Annotated in this window: 19 protein-coding genes; 7 read left to right on the top strand and 12 right to left on the bottom strand. The window is 73.4% G+C overall.

Features of this window, described 5'->3' with window-relative positions; all coding sequences use genetic code 11:
* On the bottom strand, window positions 1–783 hold the full coding sequence (locus ACF07N_RS07495) for a protein phosphatase 2C domain-containing protein (RefSeq protein ID WP_392109545.1): 783 nt from the start codon (window positions 781–783) through the stop codon (window positions 1–3).
* A gap of 368 nt (window positions 784–1,151) precedes the next feature.
* Here ACF07N_RS07495 and ACF07N_RS07490 point away from each other — a divergent pair, with 368 nt between their 5' ends.
* The 5 genes from ACF07N_RS07490 to ACF07N_RS07470 are packed head-to-tail and all read left to right on the top strand — an operon-like array spanning window position 1,152 to window position 6,817.
* Window positions 1,152–3,974, top strand: a complete 2,823-nt coding sequence (locus ACF07N_RS07490) for a nitrate- and nitrite sensing domain-containing protein (protein ID WP_392109542.1) — start codon at window positions 1,152–1,154, stop codon at window positions 3,972–3,974.
* A complete protein-coding gene (locus ACF07N_RS07485; protein ID WP_392109539.1) occupies window positions 3,971–4,495 on the top strand; it encodes a roadblock/LC7 domain-containing protein in 525 nt (174 codons plus the stop codon). The genes ACF07N_RS07490 and ACF07N_RS07485 overlap by 4 nt, the downstream gene beginning before the upstream one ends.
* Window positions 4,492–4,914 carry a DUF742 domain-containing protein gene (locus tag ACF07N_RS07480; protein ID WP_383323778.1) on the top strand — a complete coding sequence of 141 codons (423 nt, stop codon included), beginning with the start codon at window positions 4,492–4,494 and terminating at the stop codon, window positions 4,912–4,914. The genes ACF07N_RS07485 and ACF07N_RS07480 overlap by 4 nt, the downstream gene beginning before the upstream one ends.
* Entirely contained in the window at window positions 4,895–5,542 is a 648-nt protein-coding gene (locus tag ACF07N_RS07475; RefSeq protein ID WP_362278597.1) for an ATP/GTP-binding protein, read from the top strand. Before ACF07N_RS07480 ends, ACF07N_RS07475 begins: the two co-directional genes overlap by 20 nt.
* A 12-nt stretch (window positions 5,543–5,554) precedes the next feature.
* The gene (locus tag ACF07N_RS07470) at window positions 5,555–6,817 is read left to right on the top strand and encodes a styrene monooxygenase/indole monooxygenase family protein (protein WP_392109535.1); all 1,263 of its coding nucleotides are present in this window, start codon (window positions 5,555–5,557) and stop codon (window positions 6,815–6,817) included.
* Here the strand turns inward: ACF07N_RS07470 and ACF07N_RS07465 are convergent.
* The 10 genes from ACF07N_RS07465 to ACF07N_RS07420 all read right to left on the bottom strand — a co-directional run bounded on the left by ACF07N_RS07465 (window position 6,814) and on the right by ACF07N_RS07420 (window position 16,923).
* Complete coding sequence (locus tag ACF07N_RS07465; protein ID WP_392109532.1) at window positions 6,814–7,986, bottom strand: NlpC/P60 family protein; 1,173 nt, start codon at window positions 7,984–7,986, stop codon at window positions 6,814–6,816. The two genes, ACF07N_RS07470 and ACF07N_RS07465, sit on opposite strands and share 4 nt — an antisense overlap.
* 106 nt (window positions 7,987–8,092) lie before the next feature.
* The gene (locus ACF07N_RS07460; protein ID WP_392109529.1) at window positions 8,093–8,407 is read right to left on the bottom strand and encodes a hypothetical protein; all 315 of its coding nucleotides are present in this window, start codon (window positions 8,405–8,407) and stop codon (window positions 8,093–8,095) included.
* A 10-nt stretch (window positions 8,408–8,417) separates the two neighbouring features.
* The gene (locus tag ACF07N_RS07455) at window positions 8,418–9,074 is read right to left on the bottom strand and encodes a TetR/AcrR family transcriptional regulator (protein ID WP_383323763.1); all 657 of its coding nucleotides are present in this window, start codon (window positions 9,072–9,074) and stop codon (window positions 8,418–8,420) included.
* A gap of 330 nt (window positions 9,075–9,404) precedes the next feature.
* Entirely contained in the window at window positions 9,405–10,343 is a 939-nt protein-coding gene (locus ACF07N_RS07450) for a diiron oxygenase (RefSeq protein WP_383337506.1), read from the bottom strand.
* Between the two features lie 259 nt (window positions 10,344–10,602).
* Window positions 10,603–12,081: a penicillin-binding transpeptidase domain-containing protein gene (locus tag ACF07N_RS07445; RefSeq protein WP_392109525.1), complete on the bottom strand. Its 1,479-nt coding sequence runs from the start codon at window positions 12,079–12,081 to the stop codon at window positions 10,603–10,605.
* Entirely contained in the window at window positions 12,078–13,442 is a 1,365-nt protein-coding gene (locus ACF07N_RS07440; protein ID WP_392109522.1) for an FtsW/RodA/SpoVE family cell cycle protein, read from the bottom strand. Before ACF07N_RS07440 ends, ACF07N_RS07445 begins: the two co-directional genes overlap by 4 nt.
* Before the next feature lie 52 nt (window positions 13,443–13,494).
* On the bottom strand, window positions 13,495–13,902 hold the full coding sequence (locus ACF07N_RS07435; RefSeq protein ID WP_383337508.1) for an SH3 domain-containing protein: 408 nt from the start codon (window positions 13,900–13,902) through the stop codon (window positions 13,495–13,497).
* Between the two features lie 113 nt (window positions 13,903–14,015).
* On the bottom strand, window positions 14,016–15,485 hold the full coding sequence (locus ACF07N_RS07430) for an ATP-binding protein (protein WP_392109518.1): 1,470 nt from the start codon (window positions 15,483–15,485) through the stop codon (window positions 14,016–14,018).
* Window positions 15,482–16,300, bottom strand: a complete 819-nt coding sequence (locus ACF07N_RS07425) for a hypothetical protein (RefSeq protein ID WP_392109515.1) — start codon at window positions 16,298–16,300, stop codon at window positions 15,482–15,484. The genes ACF07N_RS07430 and ACF07N_RS07425 overlap by 4 nt, the downstream gene beginning before the upstream one ends.
* Before the next feature lie 119 nt (window positions 16,301–16,419).
* On the bottom strand, window positions 16,420–16,923 hold the full coding sequence (locus ACF07N_RS07420; protein ID WP_383323739.1) for a dual specificity protein phosphatase family protein: 504 nt from the start codon (window positions 16,921–16,923) through the stop codon (window positions 16,420–16,422).
* Between the two features lie 160 nt (window positions 16,924–17,083).
* Here ACF07N_RS07420 and ACF07N_RS07415 point away from each other — a divergent pair, with 160 nt between their 5' ends.
* Complete coding sequence (locus tag ACF07N_RS07415) at window positions 17,084–17,887, top strand: nuclease-related domain-containing protein (protein ID WP_392109512.1); 804 nt, start codon at window positions 17,084–17,086, stop codon at window positions 17,885–17,887.
* Between the two features lie 364 nt (window positions 17,888–18,251).
* Here ACF07N_RS07415 and ligD read toward each other — a convergent pair whose 3' ends face one another.
* The gene (gene ligD / locus ACF07N_RS07410) at window positions 18,252–19,133 is read right to left on the bottom strand and encodes a non-homologous end-joining DNA ligase (RefSeq protein ID WP_392109509.1); all 882 of its coding nucleotides are present in this window, start codon (window positions 19,131–19,133) and stop codon (window positions 18,252–18,254) included.
* Between the two features lie 54 nt (window positions 19,134–19,187).
* Between ligD and ACF07N_RS07405 the strand changes: the two genes are divergently transcribed.
* Window positions 19,188–20,216 (top strand): Ku protein, encoded by a 1,029-nt coding sequence (locus ACF07N_RS07405; protein ID WP_383324994.1) that lies wholly within the window; start codon window positions 19,188–19,190, stop codon window positions 20,214–20,216.
* Window positions 20,217–20,287: the final 71 nt, after the last annotated feature.

Here is a 20,287-nt window from a genome sequence, read left to right as displayed (position 1 = left end):
TCAGAACTCGACGTACACGACCGTCGCGTCGTCGTGCCGCTTGCCGCGGCCGCCCGGCGCGGCGGCATCCGCCCGTTCCAGCGCGCGCACCCGGTCGACGAGCGCCTGCGGTCCCTCCTTGCGCACGAGAAGGAAGCAGTCCGTCCAGTCGCCCTCCTCGAACCGCTCCACCCAGCGGGTCGCCCCGTCCGTCAGGGCGGCCAGGGCGCGGACCTCCCGGCGGGGGAGGGCTCCGGTCACGGCCAGCCGGGCCACCGAGGGATCGGCCGCCGCCGTGAAGAAACCGCCCTCCTTGTTCCGCAGCGTCGCGTCCACCACCGCGTCCGTGGCCAGGGCCGAGCGGGGCAGCAGGGCCAGCCGGTCGTCCAGGACGGGCGTCACCGCGCCGTCCGGGGACTCCAGGAGCAGGGCCGAGTCCGACAGGACGAGGTACTCCACCGTGTCCGGATCCCAGCGGGCCACGACCACCGTGGCCTGCGGCGTGCGGGGGTGAGAAAGGTCACAGGTTGAAGCGTGCGCCGCGGCGGTACGCGCGATGGCGCTGGACAGGGCTTCGACCAGAGGAACATCCGGGAGTGAAACGGTCAGTTCGGTCAGTGCGCCCCCGAGGCGCGCGGTGTACCAGGGAACGGAATGCAGACAGCCCGTCCCGGCCTTCGGCGGCGTCACCCCGTCCAGGACGACGAGCGCGCCGCCCTGTCCTGAAGCCGGTAGCCCGACACTGGCGAAGTCCTCGTTGGGGCGGCCGGCGTCTCCCGGCTCCGAGGCGAGTTCCGTACGCATCCAGCCAGTCTGCACGAGCCCTTCACAAGGTCGGCAAAAGGCTGGCAATGGTTGCCCTGTGGGCGCACCCGCGCAGGTCAGGTGCCGGGTTTGGGGTGGAATGATGTGTTCCGGGAAGGCGTGGTGGCGAATATTGCCACCGCCCGCTCCCGGCGTCCAACCGGCGTGCCGCGCACGGCTGCTGCAAGAGCCTGCGGAACTTGCCCCTCAACTCCCGTCCGGGGTTCACTCCTTCGGGTGGCGGGTCAGGTGATGCGCGTGCGCTGCCCACCGGCGCTGGGAGGGTCGGGAAGTGTACCGGGAGTACGCGCCAGTTGACGGAGCGTCATCCGGGCCCAAGGGTTCACGAGTCAGGAATGCGAGCACCGGTGCAGAAGACGCGGCCTCGTCGCACAGGCAAGCAGACGGCCCCCGTTCAGGGCGCTGAGCCGACGCCCCCCACCGGCAAGGGCCGCCCCACACACGTACGCAACCGGCTCATCGTCGCCGTTGCCGTGGTCGCGGCGGCCATCGCCGGCGCCGGCACCCCCTCGGTGCTGGCCGCCTCCGGGGAACTGCACGACTCCCAGGAGCTGGTGACGCTCGCGCAGCAGACGCAGAACGCCCTCGCCCTCGCGCACTCCCTCGCCGACGAGCGCGACGACGTCACCGCCTACATCGCGGCCGGGCGCCCCAAGTCCAAGGCCCCCACCGAGCAGCACAGCGAACGCGTGGACCGGCAGGTCGAGGAGCTGCGGGCCGACACCGACACGCCCGCCGCGCTCCGCTCGGGCCTCGACGGCATCGCGGCCGTACGGCGGGCGGCGCTCACCGGCAAGAGCAGCGCCCTCGAAGCGCACCAGGCGTACTCCGCCGCCATCACCGAACTCCACCGGCTCGCCGAGCAGCTGGCGCAGCGGACGCCGCCCCGCGCGGGCGCCGGCGGTCACGCCCTGGCCGAGCTGGACTCCGCCGTCCAGCAGGCCGCCGCGGCCCGGGGACTGCTGCTCGCCGCCCTCAGCGTGCCGCGCGGCACCGAGACGGTCATCGACCCGGTCACCGGCCTGCCGACCGAGACGGCCACCTCCTCCGGCGCCGACGCCCGGCAGCGCGACGCCCTGAGCGCCGCCGCCCAGCAGGCCCGGCTGCGCTCCGACGCGGCCCTGGCCGACTTCCGCGCCACCGCCCCCAAGGCGGCCCGCACCTCCTTCGACAACACGGTCACCGGCACCGAGGTCAACTCCGCCGAGAAGTACCTCGCCACCCTGACCGACCAGCCGTCCATGACCGGCGGCGAGCTGAACACCGACACCAAGCGCCTGGACGCGGCCCTGTCCGCCCGGGTCGACCTGATGCGCGGCGTCGAGTCCGCCCTCTACGACCGCCGCACCAAGGACCTGGAGGCGCTGCGCGACGACGACGTCACCGCGCTGGAGATCCGCATCGCGATCCTCGGCGCCCTGATGCTGCTCGCCGTCGGTGTCGCCACGGGCATGGCCCGCAGCCTGACCCGCCCGCTCGCCGTGCTGCGCCTGGGGACCAAGCGCCTCGCCGAGGCCGAGGACCCGGCGGCCGAGGAACCGGTGAAGTTCACCGGCCGCAACGACGAGTTCGCGCAGGTCGTCCGCTCCGTGAACGCCCTGCACGCGCACGCGGCCGCCCTCACGGAGCGCGTCACCACGCTGGAGTCCGACCGCAAGCACCTGGTGGGCCAGCGCCAGAAGATGGCCGACGCGCGCGAGGAACTGCGCGGGGAACTCGCCGAGTCCGCCGCCCAGCTGGAGCGGCTGCGCACGGCCATCGGCAGCACCTTCGTCAACCTCGCCCTGCGCACCCTCGGCCTGGTCGAGCGGCAACTGGCCGTCATCGAGAACCTGGAGGAGCGCGAGCAGGACCCGGACCGGCTCGCCACGCTCTTCAAGCTCGACCACTTCGCGACCGTCATGCGCCGGCACAGCGAGAACCTCCTCGTCCTCGCCGGCACCGAGCACGTCCAGCACGCCGCCGGGCCCGTGCCCCTGGTGGACGTCGTGCGCGCCGCGGTCAGCGAGATCGAGCGGTACGAGCGGGTCCGGATCGCCGCGCTGCCGCCGCACGCGCACATCGCCGGGTTCGCCGCGGACGACCTGTCGCACCTGCTGGCCGAACTCATGGAGAACGCCACCTCGTTCTCCCCGCCCGACCTGCCCGTCGAGATCTCCGGCTGGCTGCTGGAGAACGGCGAGGTCATGCTCTCCGTCCAGGACGAGGGCATCGGCATGACCGAGGACCGGCTGGAGCGCCTGAACACCCGCCTGTCCGACTTCGACCCGGAGGCCTCCTACGACCAGGAGGGCGAGGACGGTCTCGGCCTCGGCCTGTACGTCGTGGCCCGGCTCGCGCACCGCCACGGCGTCCGCGTCCAGCTGCGCGAGCAGAAGCAGGGCGGTATCGCGGCGGTCGTCGTCCTGCCCAGGACCCTGCTGGCCGCCGCGGCGCCCGCCGCCGTCCCGGCCTCCGGACCGCTCTCCGGCACCACCCACTCCTTCTCCCTGCCGGGCGCCGACTCGGAGGCCAACTCCAACGTCCTGCACGGCCGCACCAGCGGCGGGGACCCGCTGGTGGCCCTGGCGGAGAAGGCCGTACGGCGGGAGGAGGCCGGCCGCGGCAGCACCGCGGCGGAGCACCCGGAGCCGGCCGGGACCGCGGCCACCGACGACGCGGCGGAACCGGCCGGGACCGCCGAGGGCACCACGGCACCGGCCGAGACCCCCGCCGAGACCACGATGGAACTGCTGGCCCCGATACCCCAGGAGGAGCCGGAGCCGACGCGGCACGAGACCGCGGCCGACGACGGCGAAACCGCCGCGCGGGGTCCGGCCGACCACGCTTCCGCGACCCGCACGGGGGGTGCGGGCGGGAGCGAACACGCCCAGGACGGGACCGAGCCCGACGCCGAGCACGAACGCGTCACCGACAAGGGCCTGCCCAAGCGCACGCCCAAGATCACCGCACCGGCCACCGCTCCGCGCCAGCGCAGCGGCTCGGTCGACGCCGAGGCCCTGCGCCGCCGCCTCGGCGGCTTCCGCCAGGGCGCTCAGGCCGGCTACCGCGAGGTGGAGGCGGAGATCGCCGAGCAGACGGCTTCGCACCAGCGGCCGGCCGCCGGCACATCTGGACCAGCTGATTCCGAAGAAGCCACGGGGGGCACAGTCGAGGAGGCAAGCAGTTGACCGCGCCCAGTACCTTCGGACTGATCGGACTGAGCAGTGAGGCCCGCAACCTGCACTGGCTGCTGACCAACCTCGTCGAGGAGGTACCCGGCATCCTCTCGGTCGCGGTCGTCTCCTCCGACGGACTGCTCCTGCTGTCCTCCGACGCAGACCGCAACAAGGAGGCCCGGGAGGCCCTGCAGACCAGCGGGACCCGGGCCACCGGCCCCCGCGGCTCCGCCGCCGACCTCGCCACCATCGTCTCCGGCATCGGCAGCCTCACCATCGGCGCCGCCAAGCTCATGGACTACGGCGGCGTCAAGCACACCATGATCGCCATGGAGGAGGGCAGCCTGTTCGTCATGTCGATCAGCGACGGCTCGCTGCTCGGCGTGCACGGCTCCGCGGACTGCGACATGAGCGTGGTGGCGTACCACATGGCCCTGTTCGTCGGCCGGGCCGGTCACGTCCTGACGCCGGAACTGCGCAGCGAACTCCGCAAATCCCTGGAGGAGTCCCAGACGACGGGGAGTGCCCGATGAGCAGTACGCCCAAGCAGCACCTCCCGGTCCGCGGCGGGGACCGCAAACCCGCCCGGGTCCGCCCCTACTCGCTCACCGGCGGCCGGACCCGCTTCGGCCACGTCCTCCTCGTGGAGACGTTCGTGGCCAGCACGGCCGCGCTGGACGCCCCGGAGGAGCGCAAGGAACTGACGAACGGCAACCTCTCCAGCCGCGTGATGCCGGAGCTGCGGGCCATCGTCGAACTGTGCCGCCGGATGCGTACGGTGGCCGAGATCGCCGCGCTGCTGAAGATGCCGCTCGGCGTGGTCCGCGTGCTCCTCAGCGACCTCGCGGACCAGGGAAAGATCCGTGTGTACGGAACGGGCACCGGCCACGGAACGGGCCGCCCGGACCGCGCTCTGCTGGAAAGGGTGCTGAGTGGACTCCGTCGTCTCTGACGCCGCTCACGGCGTCGCTGCTTCCTCCCCGCTCGCCCAGCCCGACGCGGGCATGCACGCCTGGGAGACGGACCGCACCCGGGCCCCCATAGCCACGAAGATCGTGGTGGCGGGCGGCTTCGGCGTGGGCAAGACCACGCTGGTCACCTCCGCCTCGGAGATCACGCCGCTGCAGACCGAGGCGCTGATGACCGAGGCGAGCGAGGCCACCGACGACCTCACCGCCACGCCGGGCAAGACCTCCACCACCGTCGCCATGGACTTCGGGCGCATCACGCTCGACGACGACCTGGTGCTCTACCTGTTCGGCACACCGGGCCAGCAGCGCTTCTGGTTCATGTGGGACGACATCGTGCGCGGTGCGATCGGCGCCGTCGTGCTGGCCGACACCCGGCGGCTGAAGGACTGCTTCCCGGTCCTCGACTACTTCGAGAGCTCCGGGCTGCCGTACGTGGTCGCGGTCAACCACTTCGACGGCGCCGAGCTGTTCGAGCCGGAGGACGTGCGGGAGGCCTTGACCATCCCGCAACACATACCTGTCATGATCATGGACGCGCGTCGCCGGATCTCCGTGATCGAGACCCTCCTGGCCCTCGTCGGCCACGCGCTGGACGAAACCCCCGAGTAGAGGACAGCCCGCATGCGGAAGATACTCGTCGTCGGAGCCGGCCAGTCCGGTCTCCAGATCGCCCTCGGCCTCCAGTCGCAGGGGTACGAGGTCACCCTGATGTCGAACCGGACGGCGGACGAGATCCGCACCGGCCGGGTCATGTCGACGCAGTGCATGTTCCACACGGCCCTGCAGCACGAGCGCGATCTCCAGCTGAACTTCTGGGAGTCCCAGGCCCCGAAGATCGAAGGACTCGGCGTCTCGGTCGCCGCCCCCGGCTCCTGGGCCGAGGGCCCCGCCGCGCGGGCCATCGACTGGCTGGGCCGCCTCGACGGGTACGCGCAGTCGATCGACCAGCGCGTGAAGATGGCCGGCTGGATGGAGACCTTCGCCCAGCGCGGCGGCCAGCTCGTCATCCACGGCGCGGCCGTCGGCGACCTCGACTACTTCTCCCGCACCTACGACCTGGTGCTGGTCGCGGCCGGCAAGGGCGAGCTGGTGCAGATGTTCGCCCGCGACCCGGAGCGCTCCCCGTACAGCGAGCCGCAGCGCGCGCTGGCCGTGGCGTACGTCCACGGCCTGGGCCCGCGCCCCGAGCACCCGGACACCGAGGCGGTCCGCTGCAACCTCGTGCCGGGCGTCGGCGAGCTGTTCGTCATGCCCTGCCTGACCACCTCCGGCCGGGCCGACATCCTCTTCTGGGAGGGCATACCCGGCGGCCCGCTCGACGTCTTCGCCGGAGTCAAGGACCCCGCGGAGCACCTCTCCCTGACCCTGGAACTCATGGAGCGGTACGTCCCCTGGGAGTACGCCCGGGCCACCAAGGTCGAACTGACCGACGCCGGCGGCACTCTGGCCGGGCGCTACGCCCCCACCGTCCGCAACCCCATCGGGCGCCTGCCCGGCGGCGGCCTGGTGCTCGGCGTCGCCGACGTGGTGGTGGCCAACGACCCGATCACCGGGCAGGGTTCCAACTCCGCGTCCAAGTGCGCCGCCGCCTACCTCGCCTCCATCGTCGAGCACGGTGACAAGCCGTTCGACGAGGAGTGGATGCGGGCCACCTTCGACCGCTACTGGAACACCGCCCAGCACGTCACCAAGTGGACCAACGCGATGCTCGCGCCGCCGCCCGAGCACGTGCTGAACCTCATCGGCGCCGCCGGGGAGATCCAGCCGGTCGCCGACCGCTTCGCCAACGGCTTCGACAACCCGGCCGACTTCGAGAACTTCTTCTACGAGCCGGAGAAGGCGCAGGCGTACCTGGTGGAGGCGTCGGGCGCGGGCGCCGCCTAGTCCTCGTCGCCCGTGTCGTCACTGGGGCCGTCGGGGCCGTCGTAGCCCTCGTCGGACCCGTCCGTCGCGCCCGCCGGGAGCTCCGGCGGCTCGTACCGCCGCAGGGGCTTCCCGTCCGGGTCCGGGCGTACGGCGCCCAGGACGGGGTTCGCCGCGATCGGTGACACCTTCACCTTCGCGCCCGGGCGCGGCGCCTGGACGACCTTGCCGTCGCCGAGGTACAGCGCCACGTGCGTGGCCTCCTCGAAGTACACGACCAGGTCGCCCGGGCGCAGCTCGTCCAGCTCGATCCGCTCCAGCCGCCTCCACTGCTCCTGGCTGGTGCGCGGGACGGGCGTGCCGGCCGCGGCCCAGGCCTGCGAGGTGAGGCCGGAGCAGTCGAACGACTCCGGGCCCTCCGCGCCCCACTCGTACGGCTTGCCGAGCTGCCGCAGGGCGTAGCGCACGGCCCGGTCGCCCGCGGCCGTCGGCCTGCGGACGGCGTTGGCGCTGCCGCCGGCGCCTAGCGCGCCGGACGCCAGGAGGCGCTTCTGCGCCTTCGCGACGCCGGCCTCCTCCAGCTCGGCGACGGCCGTGAGCTGGTCGTCGTCGAGGGAGGCGAGCAGTTCCTCGACGTCGTGCAGCCGCCCGCGCACGGTGTCGCGTTCCTCCTTGCGCCGCTCGGCGAGCACGAGCTGCTCGTCGAGGGCCGCGCGGGCCTTGCGGGCCAGGTCCCGGGCCTTGCGTTCGCTGCCGGTCAGCCGGCCGACGGTGCCGGCCCGCTCCCGTGCGATGCGGCCGATCACCCGGCCCTGGTCCACCGCGCGCTCCGGGTCGCGGGCCAGCAGCAGCCGGACGTACGGGGAGAGGCCGGTGCTGCTCTGGTACTGCTGCCGGGCCAGCCGGCCGGCCGCGCCCCGGCTGTCGTGCAGGGAGAGCCGGGCGCGGGCGAGGGCGCGCTCCAGCCGATCGGTCTCCGCACGCTGCCTCTTCAGCTTCTCCTCGGTGGCGTTGTACGCCTCGGTGGCCTCCTCGGCCTCCCGGTACAGGCGCTGAAGGTCGGTCAGGAGGCGGGCGACGGAGGGTGGTTGCTCGTCCGGTTCGGGAGCGGCCGCGGCGGGCAGGGGCGCGAGGGCCGTCCCGGCCGCCGTCGCCGCGACGCAGACCAGACGCAGCAGGCTTCCTGACATGGCGTCACCTCCGATGCGGGGGCGGCCCACTGCCGCCGGACACCGTGAGGATCGGGCGCGTGCGCGGGGTGCGCGCGGTGAGTGTGCGCGGTTCGGCGCAACGGCGTCACCCGTCGGCGTCGTCCCGCTTGCCGGGCGGCGTGGCGTCTGGCTTCGTGGCGTCCGGCTTCGACCACGGCCAGTTGAGCCGGCGGGTGGGGGCGCCCTCCGGGTCGTAGGCGTACTTCCAGCGGTTCGTCAGGCCCACCTTGCCCGGCCCGCGGGGCACGCGCCGGTAGACCAGCACCGTGGGCGGTCCGCCGTGCGGGTCAGGGACGGGGATGCGGTAGGTCTTGGGCGGGTGGCCGGTGATGCCGAGCAGGACGGGCAGCACCCTGCCGTCCATGGGGCCGCCCTCGAAGGGGGTGTCTTCGCTCTTCACGGGATCAGTGTCAGACATCCTCGGCGAGCGCCTGGACCAGGGCGTCCGTCTGCGGGTCGCGGCGGGCGGTCACCGTCAGCATGGCGACGAACTGCTCGACGAGCCAGTCGCGGAGCTCCTCCGCCGGGGGGTCCTTGTCCTCGTCGAGCCAGATCAGCGAGGACGCCTCGACGGCGGTGATCCACATGCGGATGGTCATGCGCAGCCGGGGGCCCGGGCCGGTGACGCCCAGGTGGCTGAGGATGTGCTCGGCCGCGACGCGGCGGACGCCGTCGACGATGGCGGTGGTGCGTGACGTCTCGACGACGCTGCCGCCCTGGAGGAGGGCGCTGAAACCGGCGTCGTGCTCGTCGACGAAGGCGAGGTAGCGGTCGAGGGCACGGGACAGGCGGGACAGGAGCGGGCCCTCGCGGGGTTCGTCGAAGCAGTGCTGGAGCTCGTCGGCGGCGGAGCGCAGGGCGGCCTCGTACAACTGCTGCTTGCCGCCGGGGAAGTACCGGTACACCAAGGGCCGGGAGACGCCGGCCGCCTCGGCGACGTCGTCCAGGGAGACCTCCTCCGGCGCGCGGTGCGCGAAGAGGCCCAGCGCGGCGGTGAGCAACTGGCTGCGGCGCTCCTCGACGCTGAGTCGCCGGTAGGCGGGGGTGGGGGCGGCGGCTGGTGTCATGCTCCGCAGCGTAATCGGGGGGTCGGAGGGCTGCGTAGCGGTGGGTGGGGGCGTGCGGTGGCCTGCGGCGGTGGGGTGGGGCGGCTGCGGTGGCTTGTCGCTGGTGGGGGGGTGGCTCTGGGCCTGGGCGTGATGGGTGGGGGTGCGCGTCCTTCGCTCTTCGCCGGTGGGAGGTCGGGGCCGCGCCGGGGGGGTGTCCGTCCTCGGAACGGCGCGATGGGGTTGCGGACCGGCTCGCTGTCCGTCGACGCGCCAACCGCTGCGGGCGCCCCCCGGCACGGCCCCTTCCGCGCGACGGCGGGTGCGGGGCCGTCGGGGCGTCCGCGGGTCTCAGGCCAGCAGCCCCGACGACTTCCACAGCCGGCGGCCCACGCCCCGCAGCACCCCGATGTCGTCGAGGAAGTCCGTGAGCCGCTTGGAGCCGGTCTGCATGACCTCGCGGCGGTGGCCGCTGGCCTTGACCTGGGCGAGGGCCTCCCGCTTGTCGAGGCCCACGTTCGTGTAGACCTCAGGGTTCACGAACGCCACCGAGAAGACCCGGGCGAACTCGCCCGAGGTGATGCGGGTGAACTCCTGGGACCACTTGGGGGCCGTCACCATCTGGCGGCGGAGTTCCTCGCGGGCGTAGCGGACGTGGCGGGCCTCCTCGACGACGTGGATGCGGGTGACGCCGCGGATCAGGGTCTGGACCCGCTCGTCCGGGAAGGTGAGGCGCTGCATCCAGTCGAGGACCTCCTCGCCCAGCAGGGTGGCCGTGAAGGAACCCGGGGTGGTGGAGATGGTCTTGAACAGGCGGCCCAGCTGCTGGTGGACGCGGCTGACCGGGTACCAGGGCGTGCCGCCGTGGGAGATCAGCCGGGCGAACATCTTGGAGTGACGGCACTCGTCCTCGATCTCGGTGAGGGCGTAGCGGACGTGCGCGCTGGTGGCCGCCTTGTCGTAGATGTGGCGGACCAGGAGCTGCATGAGGATGATCTCGAACCAGATGCCGAGGGAGGCGAGGGCGGCCGCCTCGTGCTGGGAGAGCAGGATGCGCTGCTCCTCGCTCATGCGCTTCCACAGCGGGGTGTCGTAGAGGGAGACCAGCTCCGGGGGCCAGAACCACTTGCCCTCCTCGAAGGGCGCGTCCCAGTCCAGCTCCTTGTCCGGGTCGAAGGAGTGCTTGGCGGAGGAGTCGAGCAGCCGCTGGGCCACCTGCTCCCGGTCCTTCAGCAGGCCCAGGGCGTCGCGCAGGCCGTCGAGCGCGTCGGCTTCCGTCAGGGTCGTCATCGCTGCCCACCTCGTTGTGCACACGTCACCGTCCCTTTTATGAGACTGCCTGTCAGTAACGCCGTCAATCCCTCGTGCGCGACTTGTTGACCCGGCGTCTACTTCGTGTGGGCCTGCGGGGCATGCCGTACCCGGGCATGCAGGTGCTGATCGAGGGCCTGGCGCCGGCCGCGTTCGGCATGAGGAGCGGGGGCGGGTGGCGCAGGTGTGCGACGCCGTCGACGCCGGGCGGGACGGCGACGGCCGGGCGGCGCCCGGGTCAGGAACCGGGCGCGCGCTCGCGTGACGTCAGCACCGCCTTCATCACCGCCCGCGCGATCGGCGCCGCGTCACCGCCGCCGCTGATGTCCCGGCGCTGCTCCTCCGCGTCCTCCACGACGACCGCGACCGCCACGCTCGGCGTCAGGTCCCGGGGGCCCTGCGCCCAGGAGACGAACCAGGCGTACGGCATGCCGGAGTTGGCGAGACCGTGCTGGGCGGTGCCGGTCTTGCCGCCGACCTTCGCGCCGCGGATCGCGGCCCGGCGGCCGGTGCCCTCCTCGACGACCTCCCGCATCAGGGCGCGCAGCCGTACCGCGGTCGAGGGGTACATCGCCTGGCGCACCCCACGGGAGCCCGCGGTCGCGAGGACGCTCCCGCCCGGCCGGGTCGTGCGCTCCACCAGATACGGCTCGCGCACCTGCCCGCCGTTGGCCACGGCCGCCGCGACCATCGCCATCTGCAGGGGCGTGGCGCGGGTGTTGTACTGCCCGATCGACGACAGCGCCAGCTGCGCCCGGTCGAGCGTGGTGTCGAAGGTGGAGCGGGCCACCGGGAAGGGGACGGCCAGCTCGGCGTCGTTGAAGCCGAAGGCGTGCGCCGTGGCCGTCATGTCCCGCACGCCCACCTCCACGCCGAGCTTGGCGAAGACCGTGTTGCAGGAGAGCCTGAAGGCCGTGCGCACCGAGGCGTTCGCGCAGCCCCGGGACGCGTTCTTCAGCCGGGTCCGCGTCCCGGGCAGGGTGTACGGGTCGGGGGAGTCGGTCCGCGCGTCGAGATCCGTGACCACCCCGGCGTCCAGCGCGGCGGCCGCGGTGACGACCTTGAAGGTGGAGCCCGGCGGATACGTCTGCCGCACCGCCCGGTTGAGCATCGGCCGGTCCTCGTCCGCGGTGAGCCGGGCCCAGGCCCGGGCCGCCGCCGTCCCGTTCCCGGACAGCGGCTGGGGGTCGTAGGAGGGCGCGGAGACCAGGGCCAGGATCCGGCCGGTCGCGGGTTCCACGGCCGCGACCGCGCCCTTGAGGCCCGCGAGCCCCTTGAACGCCGCCCGCTGCGCGGCCGGGTCGAGGGTCGTCTCGACATGGCCGCCGGAGCTGCGCGCCCGGGTGAAGTCGTTCCACAGCGGGAAGGGCGCGAGCATCGGGTCCGAGCCGGACAGCACCCCGTCCGCGGCGTCCTCCAGCAGCGTCGTGCCGTACAGCTGGGAGGCGAAACCGGTGACCGGGGCGTACAACGGGCCGTCGGCGTAGGTGCGTTCGTAGCGCAGGTGCTCGCGGGTGTCCTTCGAGCCGGTGACCGGCCGGCCGCCGACCAGGATGTCACCGCGCGGCCGCTCCCAACGGCTGATGTCGGGCCGCCGGTTGGCCGGGTTGCGGTCGTACTCCGGGGCCTGGACGACCTGGACGCGGGCGGCGTTGACCAGCAGGGCCACCAGCAGCAGGGCGCAGAAGTACCCGGCGTGCCGGATGTGCCGGGTCACGGCGCGTCCTGCCCGTCGTGCTGGCGCCGTGCCGAGTCGCTCACCCGGACCAGCAGCGCCACGATCGCCCAGTTGGTCACCAGCGACGAGCCGCCCTGGGCGAGGAACGGCATCGCCATGCCGGTCAGCGGGATCAGCCCGGTCACACCGCCCGCGATCACGAACACCTGGAGCGCCACGAGCGAGGCGAGGCCGACGGCCAGCAGCCGGCCGAAGGGCTCGCGCAGGGCGAGGCCGGCCCGGTAGCCGCGCTCCACCAGCAGGCCGTACAGGAGGATGACGGCCGACAGGCCGGCCAGGCCCAGTTCCTCGCCCGCCGTGGCCAGGATGAAGTCGGACTTCACGGCGAAGCCGATGAGGACGGAGTGGCCGAGGCCCAGGCCCGTGCCGAGCAGGCCGCCCTCCGCGAAGGCGAACAGCGACTGCGCGAGCTGGTTCGCGCCCTGGCCCGCCTCGATCGAGGCGAACGGGTGCAGCCACGTCTCGATCCGGCCGTGCACGTGCGGCTCCAGCCGCCCGACCGCGACCGCGCCCAGCGCCGCCAGCAGCAGCCCCACGGCGATCCAGCCGGTGCGGCCGGTGGCCACGTACAGGAGGACCACGAACAGGCCGAAGAAGAGTAGCGAGGTGCCGAGGTCGCGTTCCAGGATCAGCACGCCCACGCTCACCAGCCAGACGGCGACGATCGGGCCGAGGACCCGGCCGGTGGGCAGCCGGAGCCGCCAGACGCGACGGCCCGTGCAGGCCAGGGCGTTGCGGTTGGCGGCCAGGTACGCGGCGAAGAACACCGCCAGCAGCACCTTGGCGAACTCGCCCGGCTGGATGGAGAACCCGGCGACCCGGATCCAGATGCGGGCCCCGTTCACCGCCGGGAACAGGATCGGCAGGGTGAGCAGCACCAGCGCGGCCACGACGCAGACGTAGGTGTAGCGCTGCAGCACCCGGTGGTCGCGCAGCAGCAGGACCACGAGGATGAACAGCGCCACGCCCAGCGTCGACCACACCAGCTGCGCCGGTGCCGCCCGGTCGCCCGGGGTCTCCAGGTCGAGCCGGTAGATGAGCACCAGGCCGAGACCGTTGAGCAGCACGCCGATGGGCAGCAGCAGCGGATCGGCCCAGGGGGCGCGCAGGCGAACGGCCAGATGGGCCAGCAGCGCGAGCACACCGAGCCCGGCGCCGTAGCCTGCCGCACCGGGCGGCAGCGTCCCGTGCCGGGCCAGGCCCACGGCGCAGTAGCCGTACACGGACAGCAGTACGGCCAGGACGATGAGGGCGAGTTCGACGCCCCGGCGCCGGGGGAGGCGGCGGACGGCGGGCGTGGGCGGGTCCGCCGTCGCCACGGTGATTCCGGCCTTGCTCATGTCCGGAACCTACCCAAACGGTGCGTGTTGTGTGCCTTTGGGTGACGGAGTGTCAGCACCAGCGTGGCGCGGGACCGATGTTGTCGATGTAGCGGGCCGCGCCCCAGGCCCAGGTGCCGTCCGTGAGCAGGTACCAGAGCGGATTGCCCTTGACGGTCTCGCCGCCGGTCTTGCAGAAGATCTTGACGATCTCGCCCTTGTGGGCGTACCGGATGACCTGCGAACCGCGGTTCGGGGCGCTGCGCAGCGCCAGCGTGTTCGCCGTGACGACCCCCTTGTAGAGGTGCCTGCCGTGGTGGCCGTGGTGGTCGCCGTTGCCACCGGCCGGGTCGTACTGGTGGTGGCCGTCGCCGCCGGCCGGGTCCCAGTCGTCGTGCGCCGCGGCGGCGGGCGTGACGGCGGCCGCGGCGGCGAGGAATCCGGCGGCGGCGACTATGCAGAGGCGGGAGCGCAGGGACATGGGGAATACCTCCATGTGGGGGCGAAGGTGCCGAAGCTGACTATTCGCCACGTTAGGAGCGGCTGGCCGGGGGCGCCCCTCACAGTGGGCCATAGGAGGACCGGCCCGACGGCTCAGTCCACCGCCAGGTACAGGGTCGCCACCGCCCCGCCGTCCGGGGCGTTCGCGAACTCCAGCCGCGCCCCCAGCACCTCGGCCTGCCCCAGCGCGATCGTCAGCCCGAGCCCGTGCCCCCGGGCTCCCCCCTCGGTACGGAACCGCTGCGGCCCGTGCGCCACCAGGTACTCCGGGAAACCGTCCCCGTGGTCCCGCACGGTGACCACCGGCCCGTCCACGGTCAGCACCACCGGCGCCCGCCCGTGCCGGTGCGCGTTCGCCACCAGATTCCCCAGCACCCGCTCAAGCCGCCGCCGGTCCGTCTCCACGGACACGTCCCGTACGACCACGATCCGCGTGCCGCTGCCCGAGGCGCGCACCACCCGCTCGGCCAGCGGCCCCAGCCACTCGGTGTCCAGCTCCAGCCGCTCCCGCCCGGTGTCCAGCCGCGAGATCTCCAGCAGGTCCTCGGTCAGGGTGCGCAGCGCCGCCACCCGGTCGCGCACCAGCTCCGTCGGACGGCCCGGCGGCAGCAGCTCGGCCGCCGCGTGCAGCCCGGTCAGCGGGGTGCGCAGCTCGTGCGCGACGTCCGCCGTGAACCGCTGCTCGGCGAGCAGCCTGCGCTGCAGCGACGCGGCCATCGAGTCCAGCGCGGCGGCGACCGCGGCCACCTCGTCCTGCGGACGCGCCGAAGCCTTGGGGCGCGCCGAGGCCTTGGGCCGCGCCGGAGCTTCGGGGCCCGCCGGAGCCTTGAGGCGCGCCAGAGCTCTGAAGCGCCCCGGAGGGCTGGGGTGCCCCGGCACGCTGGGATGGCCCGACCCGGTGGGACGGCCCGACCCGGTGGGACGGCCCGACCCGGTGGGACGGCCCGACGCGTCGGGGCGCCCCTGGGCGTCGGGACGCTTCGGTTCTTGTGGGCGGGGCCGGGTGCGGGGGTCGTTCACGCGCGCGTCCAGGTCGCCCGCTGTGATCCGCCGGGCCACCAGCGCCGTGGTGTGCAGCCGCCGCGTCACCCGGGTCACCGCGAACGCGCCGACCAGCAGCGTCGCCCCGATCGCCAGCGCCGACGACCACAGGATCGCCCGGTCCAGGCCGTCGATGGTGCGCGCCTGCTGCGCGTAGTCGACCGCCACCGCCAGGGCCCGGCCCCCGTCGGCCGGGCCCGCCGCCCACATCGTGGGGCGCCCCTCCAGGTCGGCGACCATCGTGCCCCGCTCCCCGCCCGCCGCCAGCTCCCGCAGCGGCCCGGGCAGCCCCGGCGGATCCACCCCGGCGCCGCGCCGCAGCGCGTCCCCGGCCTCGTACCGTTCCGTCGCCTGCGCCAGCCGCTGCAGTGCCTGGTCGCGGGCCTGGCCGACGGTCTGGTTCGTCACCTGCACGTGCACCAGGACACCGAGCAGCGCGGCGAGCGCGCAGCACATCACCGTGATGAAGACGGCGGCCTTCACGGCGAGCGTCCCCCACCACCGGGGCAGCGCGGCTCTCATCCGCCGCTCGCGGAAGGCGAGACGGAGGGCGAGACGGAAGCCGACGCGGAGGGCGAGGCCGGCGGGGAGCCGGAGCCGGAGGCGGACGGGTGCCGGGAGTGCCCGCGCGGTCCGGTGCGCAGCATCTCGTCGTGGGTGAGGAGCATGGCCCGCTGGTCCCGGTCCCAGGTCCACTGCAGGCGGTACTCGTAGCCCGCGACCTCCGACGGCGACCGGATGACCAGGGAACGCCCCGCCAGCTCGACACCGCTGAGCGCGTCCTCCCACGCCATCACCTGCAGGAGCCGGTGCCGCTCGACGGTGTAGACGCGCACGGCCGTGGTCTTGCCCGGCAGCAGCCGGAAGCCCAGCGTCAGGTCGTCGCGCCCGTCGCCGGTCAGATCCCGGTAGTACGGCTTCAGCACCGGGCACGTCCCGTGCCCCGGGCCGTCGGCGCACTCGGCCATCAGCCGGTTCGTGTCGCGGTGCGGTGCCTTGGCGCCGGCGTAGTCGCCGCGGTGCGCGTCGATCTCGGCCCGGACGATGCCGACCGGGTCCACCCGGCGGATGTCGCCCCCGGCGGGGACGTCGACCCCCTTGACCGGCTCGGTGTTCACCTCGCCGATCTCGAAGGCCGGACTGGATGCCGGGGTCAGCTCGGGCCAGAGCCGGACCGGGCCGGCCGCCGTGGGGGTCGGCCCCGCGCCCGCCAGCCCTCCGGCGTCCCCGCACCCCGTCACGGCGAGCACCGCCGGCAGGACGAGGGCGGCGGCCCGGAGAGCGACGGAACCCCGGGCGCGGGGGCCGGGACGGCTTCCGGGGCGGCTGCGGGGCACTGCACTCCTACGGTTCACGGTTCCTCACGTGGCGCGGACACGACCGTCGGCCCCGTACACCTTATTCGCGGGGAAGTCCCATTTGCGCGCGAGGGCGTCCGTGTGCCCCGTGTGCCGTGCTACTCGGTCAGCTCCTCCAGCAGCCGGGCCGTGGCCAGCCCGGCCCGCAGGTACGCGACGAACAGGTCGTTGTGCAGCGCCCAGGGCGAACGGCGCTCCCGGATTAGCCGGATCGCCTCCTCGGCCGAGCAGCCCCGGCGCATCAGGGCGTGCGCGACGACCAGACCCGAGCGGTTGTACCCGTGGAAGCAGCGGACCAGGACCGTACGGCCCTCCTCCAGCGCCTCGCAGGCGGCCTCGGCCAGCCGGATCACCCCCGCCAGCTGCGTGCCGTCCAGCGGCCCGTCGGGGATCGGCCACACGTGGTGCCGCACGCCGGGATCAGGCCCGTGCCCCGGCAGCCGCAGCAGCGTCTGCACCACGTCGAACTCGTCCCGCACGACCGCGAGCTCCGACCGGCCCAGGGATCCGGTGTACTCGTGCCCGCCCATCCACAGGCCCGGGACGACCTCGTCCCACGCGCTCTGCGGAGTCGGCACGTCGGGTTCACTGCGGGTACGCAACGGCGCCTCCCACCCTCACGCCGGAGGCCGGCGCGGCGCCGACCGGGCACGCCGTGCCGTCCGGCGGCCACTTTGCCGGCAGGCCCAACTGCTCCCCACGGTATCCGGGTTCTTGCACCGGCAGCACCCCGCCTGTTCCCATGGTCGGGGGTGATGCTGCATGGACGGACTGCGCGTCGTACCGACCTGGCGGCACGGCCGTGAGCGGCTGTACGTCTGTCTCCCGGACGGCAGGAACATCGCCTGGTACGACCGTGAGGCGTCCCGGGTCAACCTGCTCGGCGCGGACCGCGAGCACGACGTCATGAGGGCCCTCGGCCCCTTCATCACCGGCCCGGTCACGGTCGGACCGCCTCCCGTGCCCACCCCGGCCGAGCTGGCCCGCCTCACCCTCCACCCCGACGACGACCTGGCCCCCAACCGCCCCGGCGAGGCCCTGCTCGTCGCCCTCGACCGCGACCCCGGCCCGGCCCGCAGGCTGCGGCCCGACCCGCGCCGCCGGGCCCTGGAGGCCGAGCAGCGGGTCGGGGAGGCGCTGGACCGGCTGGACGGCGCGGGCTGGCACGCCCTGCACTCGGTGCCGCTCCCCGGCGGCGACCGCGTCCACCACCTGCTGATCGGCCCCGGCGGCCTGTTCGCCCTGCACACGCTGCACGCCCGGCGGCACCGCGTGACCGTCGCCGACCCCGTGGTCACCGTGGGCCGCCGCGATCCCCTCCCCCTCCTGCGCGGCGTCCGCGCCGCCGCCGACCGGGCCTCCTACGCCCTGACGGCCGAGGTCCGCCCGGTCCTCGCGCTGGTGGAACCGGCGACAGTGACCGTCCCGGAAGCGCCCCGCGATGTCCACGTCCTGACCGACACCCAGCTGCCCGACCTGGCCCGGCAGGGGGGCGTGCTGAAACCGGCGGACGTGGAGGGCCTGCACGCGATGGCCAGGGACCGGAACACGTGGGCGAGGGTCTGAGGAAGCAGCCAGGCAGCCCTGTCCGCCGCCCTCGGGAGGCCCGGAGGCCCGGACATCCCTGGACTCGTGACGGCCCCTTCCCGCCGCTCTCGGACACCCGTGGGCCTGCCCTGGCCGTTCTGCGCTGTCCTCGGACAACCGTGGGCCTGCCCTGGCCGTTCTGCGCTGTCCTCGGACACCCGTGGGCCTGCTCCGGCCGCTCCGCGCTGTCTTCGGACACCCGTGGGTCCGCCTCGGCCACTCCCCGCCGCCCTCGGACACCGTGAGCCCGCCACGGCCCCTCCCACCCCACCCTGCCAGTGGACCCTCGCCCCACCCTGCCAGTCGGCCCTCGCCCCACCCTGCCAGTCGGCCCCCGCCCCGCCTACGGCAGCTCCCCGGCCCGCTCCCCGTCGAGCAGCGGCGCCAGCAGGTCGCCGAAATCCTGCACCCTCGGAGCGACGTCCCGCGCGTGGAAGTCCAGCCGGCCAGGTGCCCGGCACTCCTCGATCTCCTCCCAGGTCACCGGCGCCGAGACGGTCGGTTCGGCCCGGGCGCGCAGGGTGTACGGCGTCGCCGTCGTCTTGCGGGCGGCGTTCTGGCTCCAGTCGACGAACACCTTCCCGGGGCGCAGGCTCCTGGTCATCCGGTGCAGCGCCAGCCGCGGCATGGCCTTCTCCGCCTCCACGGCCAGCTGTTTGGCGTACTCGGACACCCGCTCGGAGGAGGCCCCGCGCACGGCGGCGAGCAGATGCAGCCCCTTGGAGCCGGAGGTCTTGCCGTAGGCCTCGATCCCGTCCCGCGCCAGCCGCTCCCGCAGCCACAGCGCGACCTCGCAGCACTGCACAATCCCGGCCGGCGCCCCCGGGTCCAGGTCGAAGACGATACGGTCGGCCTCGTCAGGGGAGCCGACCAGCCACTGGTGGGTGTGGAACTCGGTGACCAGGTTGGCCGCCCACATCAGGCTCGGCAGGTCCTGCACCAGCACCATCCGCGACGGCCCCTCCACCCGCGGCACCTCGGCGGTCACGACCCACTCGGGCGTACCCGGAGGCACGTTCTTCGTGAAGAACACCTGCCCGTCCGGCCCGTCGGGATACCGCAGGAAGGACACCGCCCGGTCCCGCAGGTGCGGCAGCAGGACCTCGGCGACGGTCGCGTAGTAGTGCAGTACCTCGCCCTTGGTGAAGCCGTCGGCGGGATAGAGCACCTTGTCCAGATTGCTGAGCGCGAGCCGTCGCCCCTCCACCACTGTGATAGGCGCCATACGATAAGAATCCCACGCAAACCATGACGAACGCTCCCGAGCGTGACCGGAAGGGTGCAGCACGTGAGATCCATCTGGAACGGCGCCATCTCGTTCGGCCTGGTCAGCATTCCGATCAAGCTGGTGAACGCCACCGAGAGCCACTCGATCTCCTTCCGCCAGATCCACACCGAGGACGGCGGCCGCATCCGCTACCGCAAATTCTGCGAACTGGAGGACCGCGAGGTCACCCAGGGGGAGATCGGCAAGGGGTACGAGGACGCGGACGGCTCGATCATCCCGATCACCGAGGAGGACCTGTCCAGCCTGCCCCTCCCCACCGCCAAGACGATCGAGATCGTCGCCTTCGTGCCGGCCGACCGGATCGACCCCCTCCAGATGGACGCCGCGTACTACCTCCAGGCGAGCGGGGCTCCCGCGGCGAAGCCGTACACCCTGCTGCGGGAGGCGCTCAAGCGCAGCAACAAGGTGGCGATCGCCAAGTTCGCCCTGCGCGGCAGGGAGCGGCTGGGCATGCTCCGGGTGGTCGGCGACGCGATCGCCATGCACGGCCTGCTGTGGCCCGACGAGGTACGCGCCCCCGAGGGCCTCGCACCCGACACGAACGTCACGGTCCGCGACAAGGAACTGGACCTCGCCGACGCGCTGATGGACACGCTGGGCGAGGTCGACCTGGAGGACCTGCACGACGAGTACCGCGAGGCCGTGGAGGAGGTCATCGCCGCGAAGGTCGCGGGCGAGGCCCCGCCCCAGGCGCCCGAGCCCGCCGCCGGAGGCAAGGTCCTGGACCTGATGGCGGCCCTGGAGAACAGCGTCCGCGCCGCCCGCGAGTCCCGCGGCGAGGAGGCCGGGGACCACGCCGAGGTCAAGCCGCTGCCCCGCAAGACGTCCCGCGCGGCCCCCAAGGAGACCGGCGGCAAGAAGTCGACGTCCACGGCGAAGAAGACGGCCGCCAAGAAGACGACGGCCTCGTCGAAGAAGTCGACCGCCAAGTCGGCGCAGGGCGCGAAGAAGACGGCGGCCAAGAGCACCGCGAAGAAGACACCGGCGAAGAAGTCGACGCCCCGCAAGCGTTCGGCCTGATCGACGCCGGCCGGGTACCCGGCCCTGTGGGGGAGACGGCCCTGCAAGGGAGACGCCCCTGTGGGGGAGAC

It is taken from the genome of Streptomyces sp. NPDC015242, assembly GCF_043079125.1.
Taxonomy (GTDB): domain Bacteria; phylum Actinomycetota; class Actinomycetes; order Streptomycetales; family Streptomycetaceae; genus Streptomyces.
This window is presented reverse-complemented; position numbering and strand designations above follow the sequence as displayed.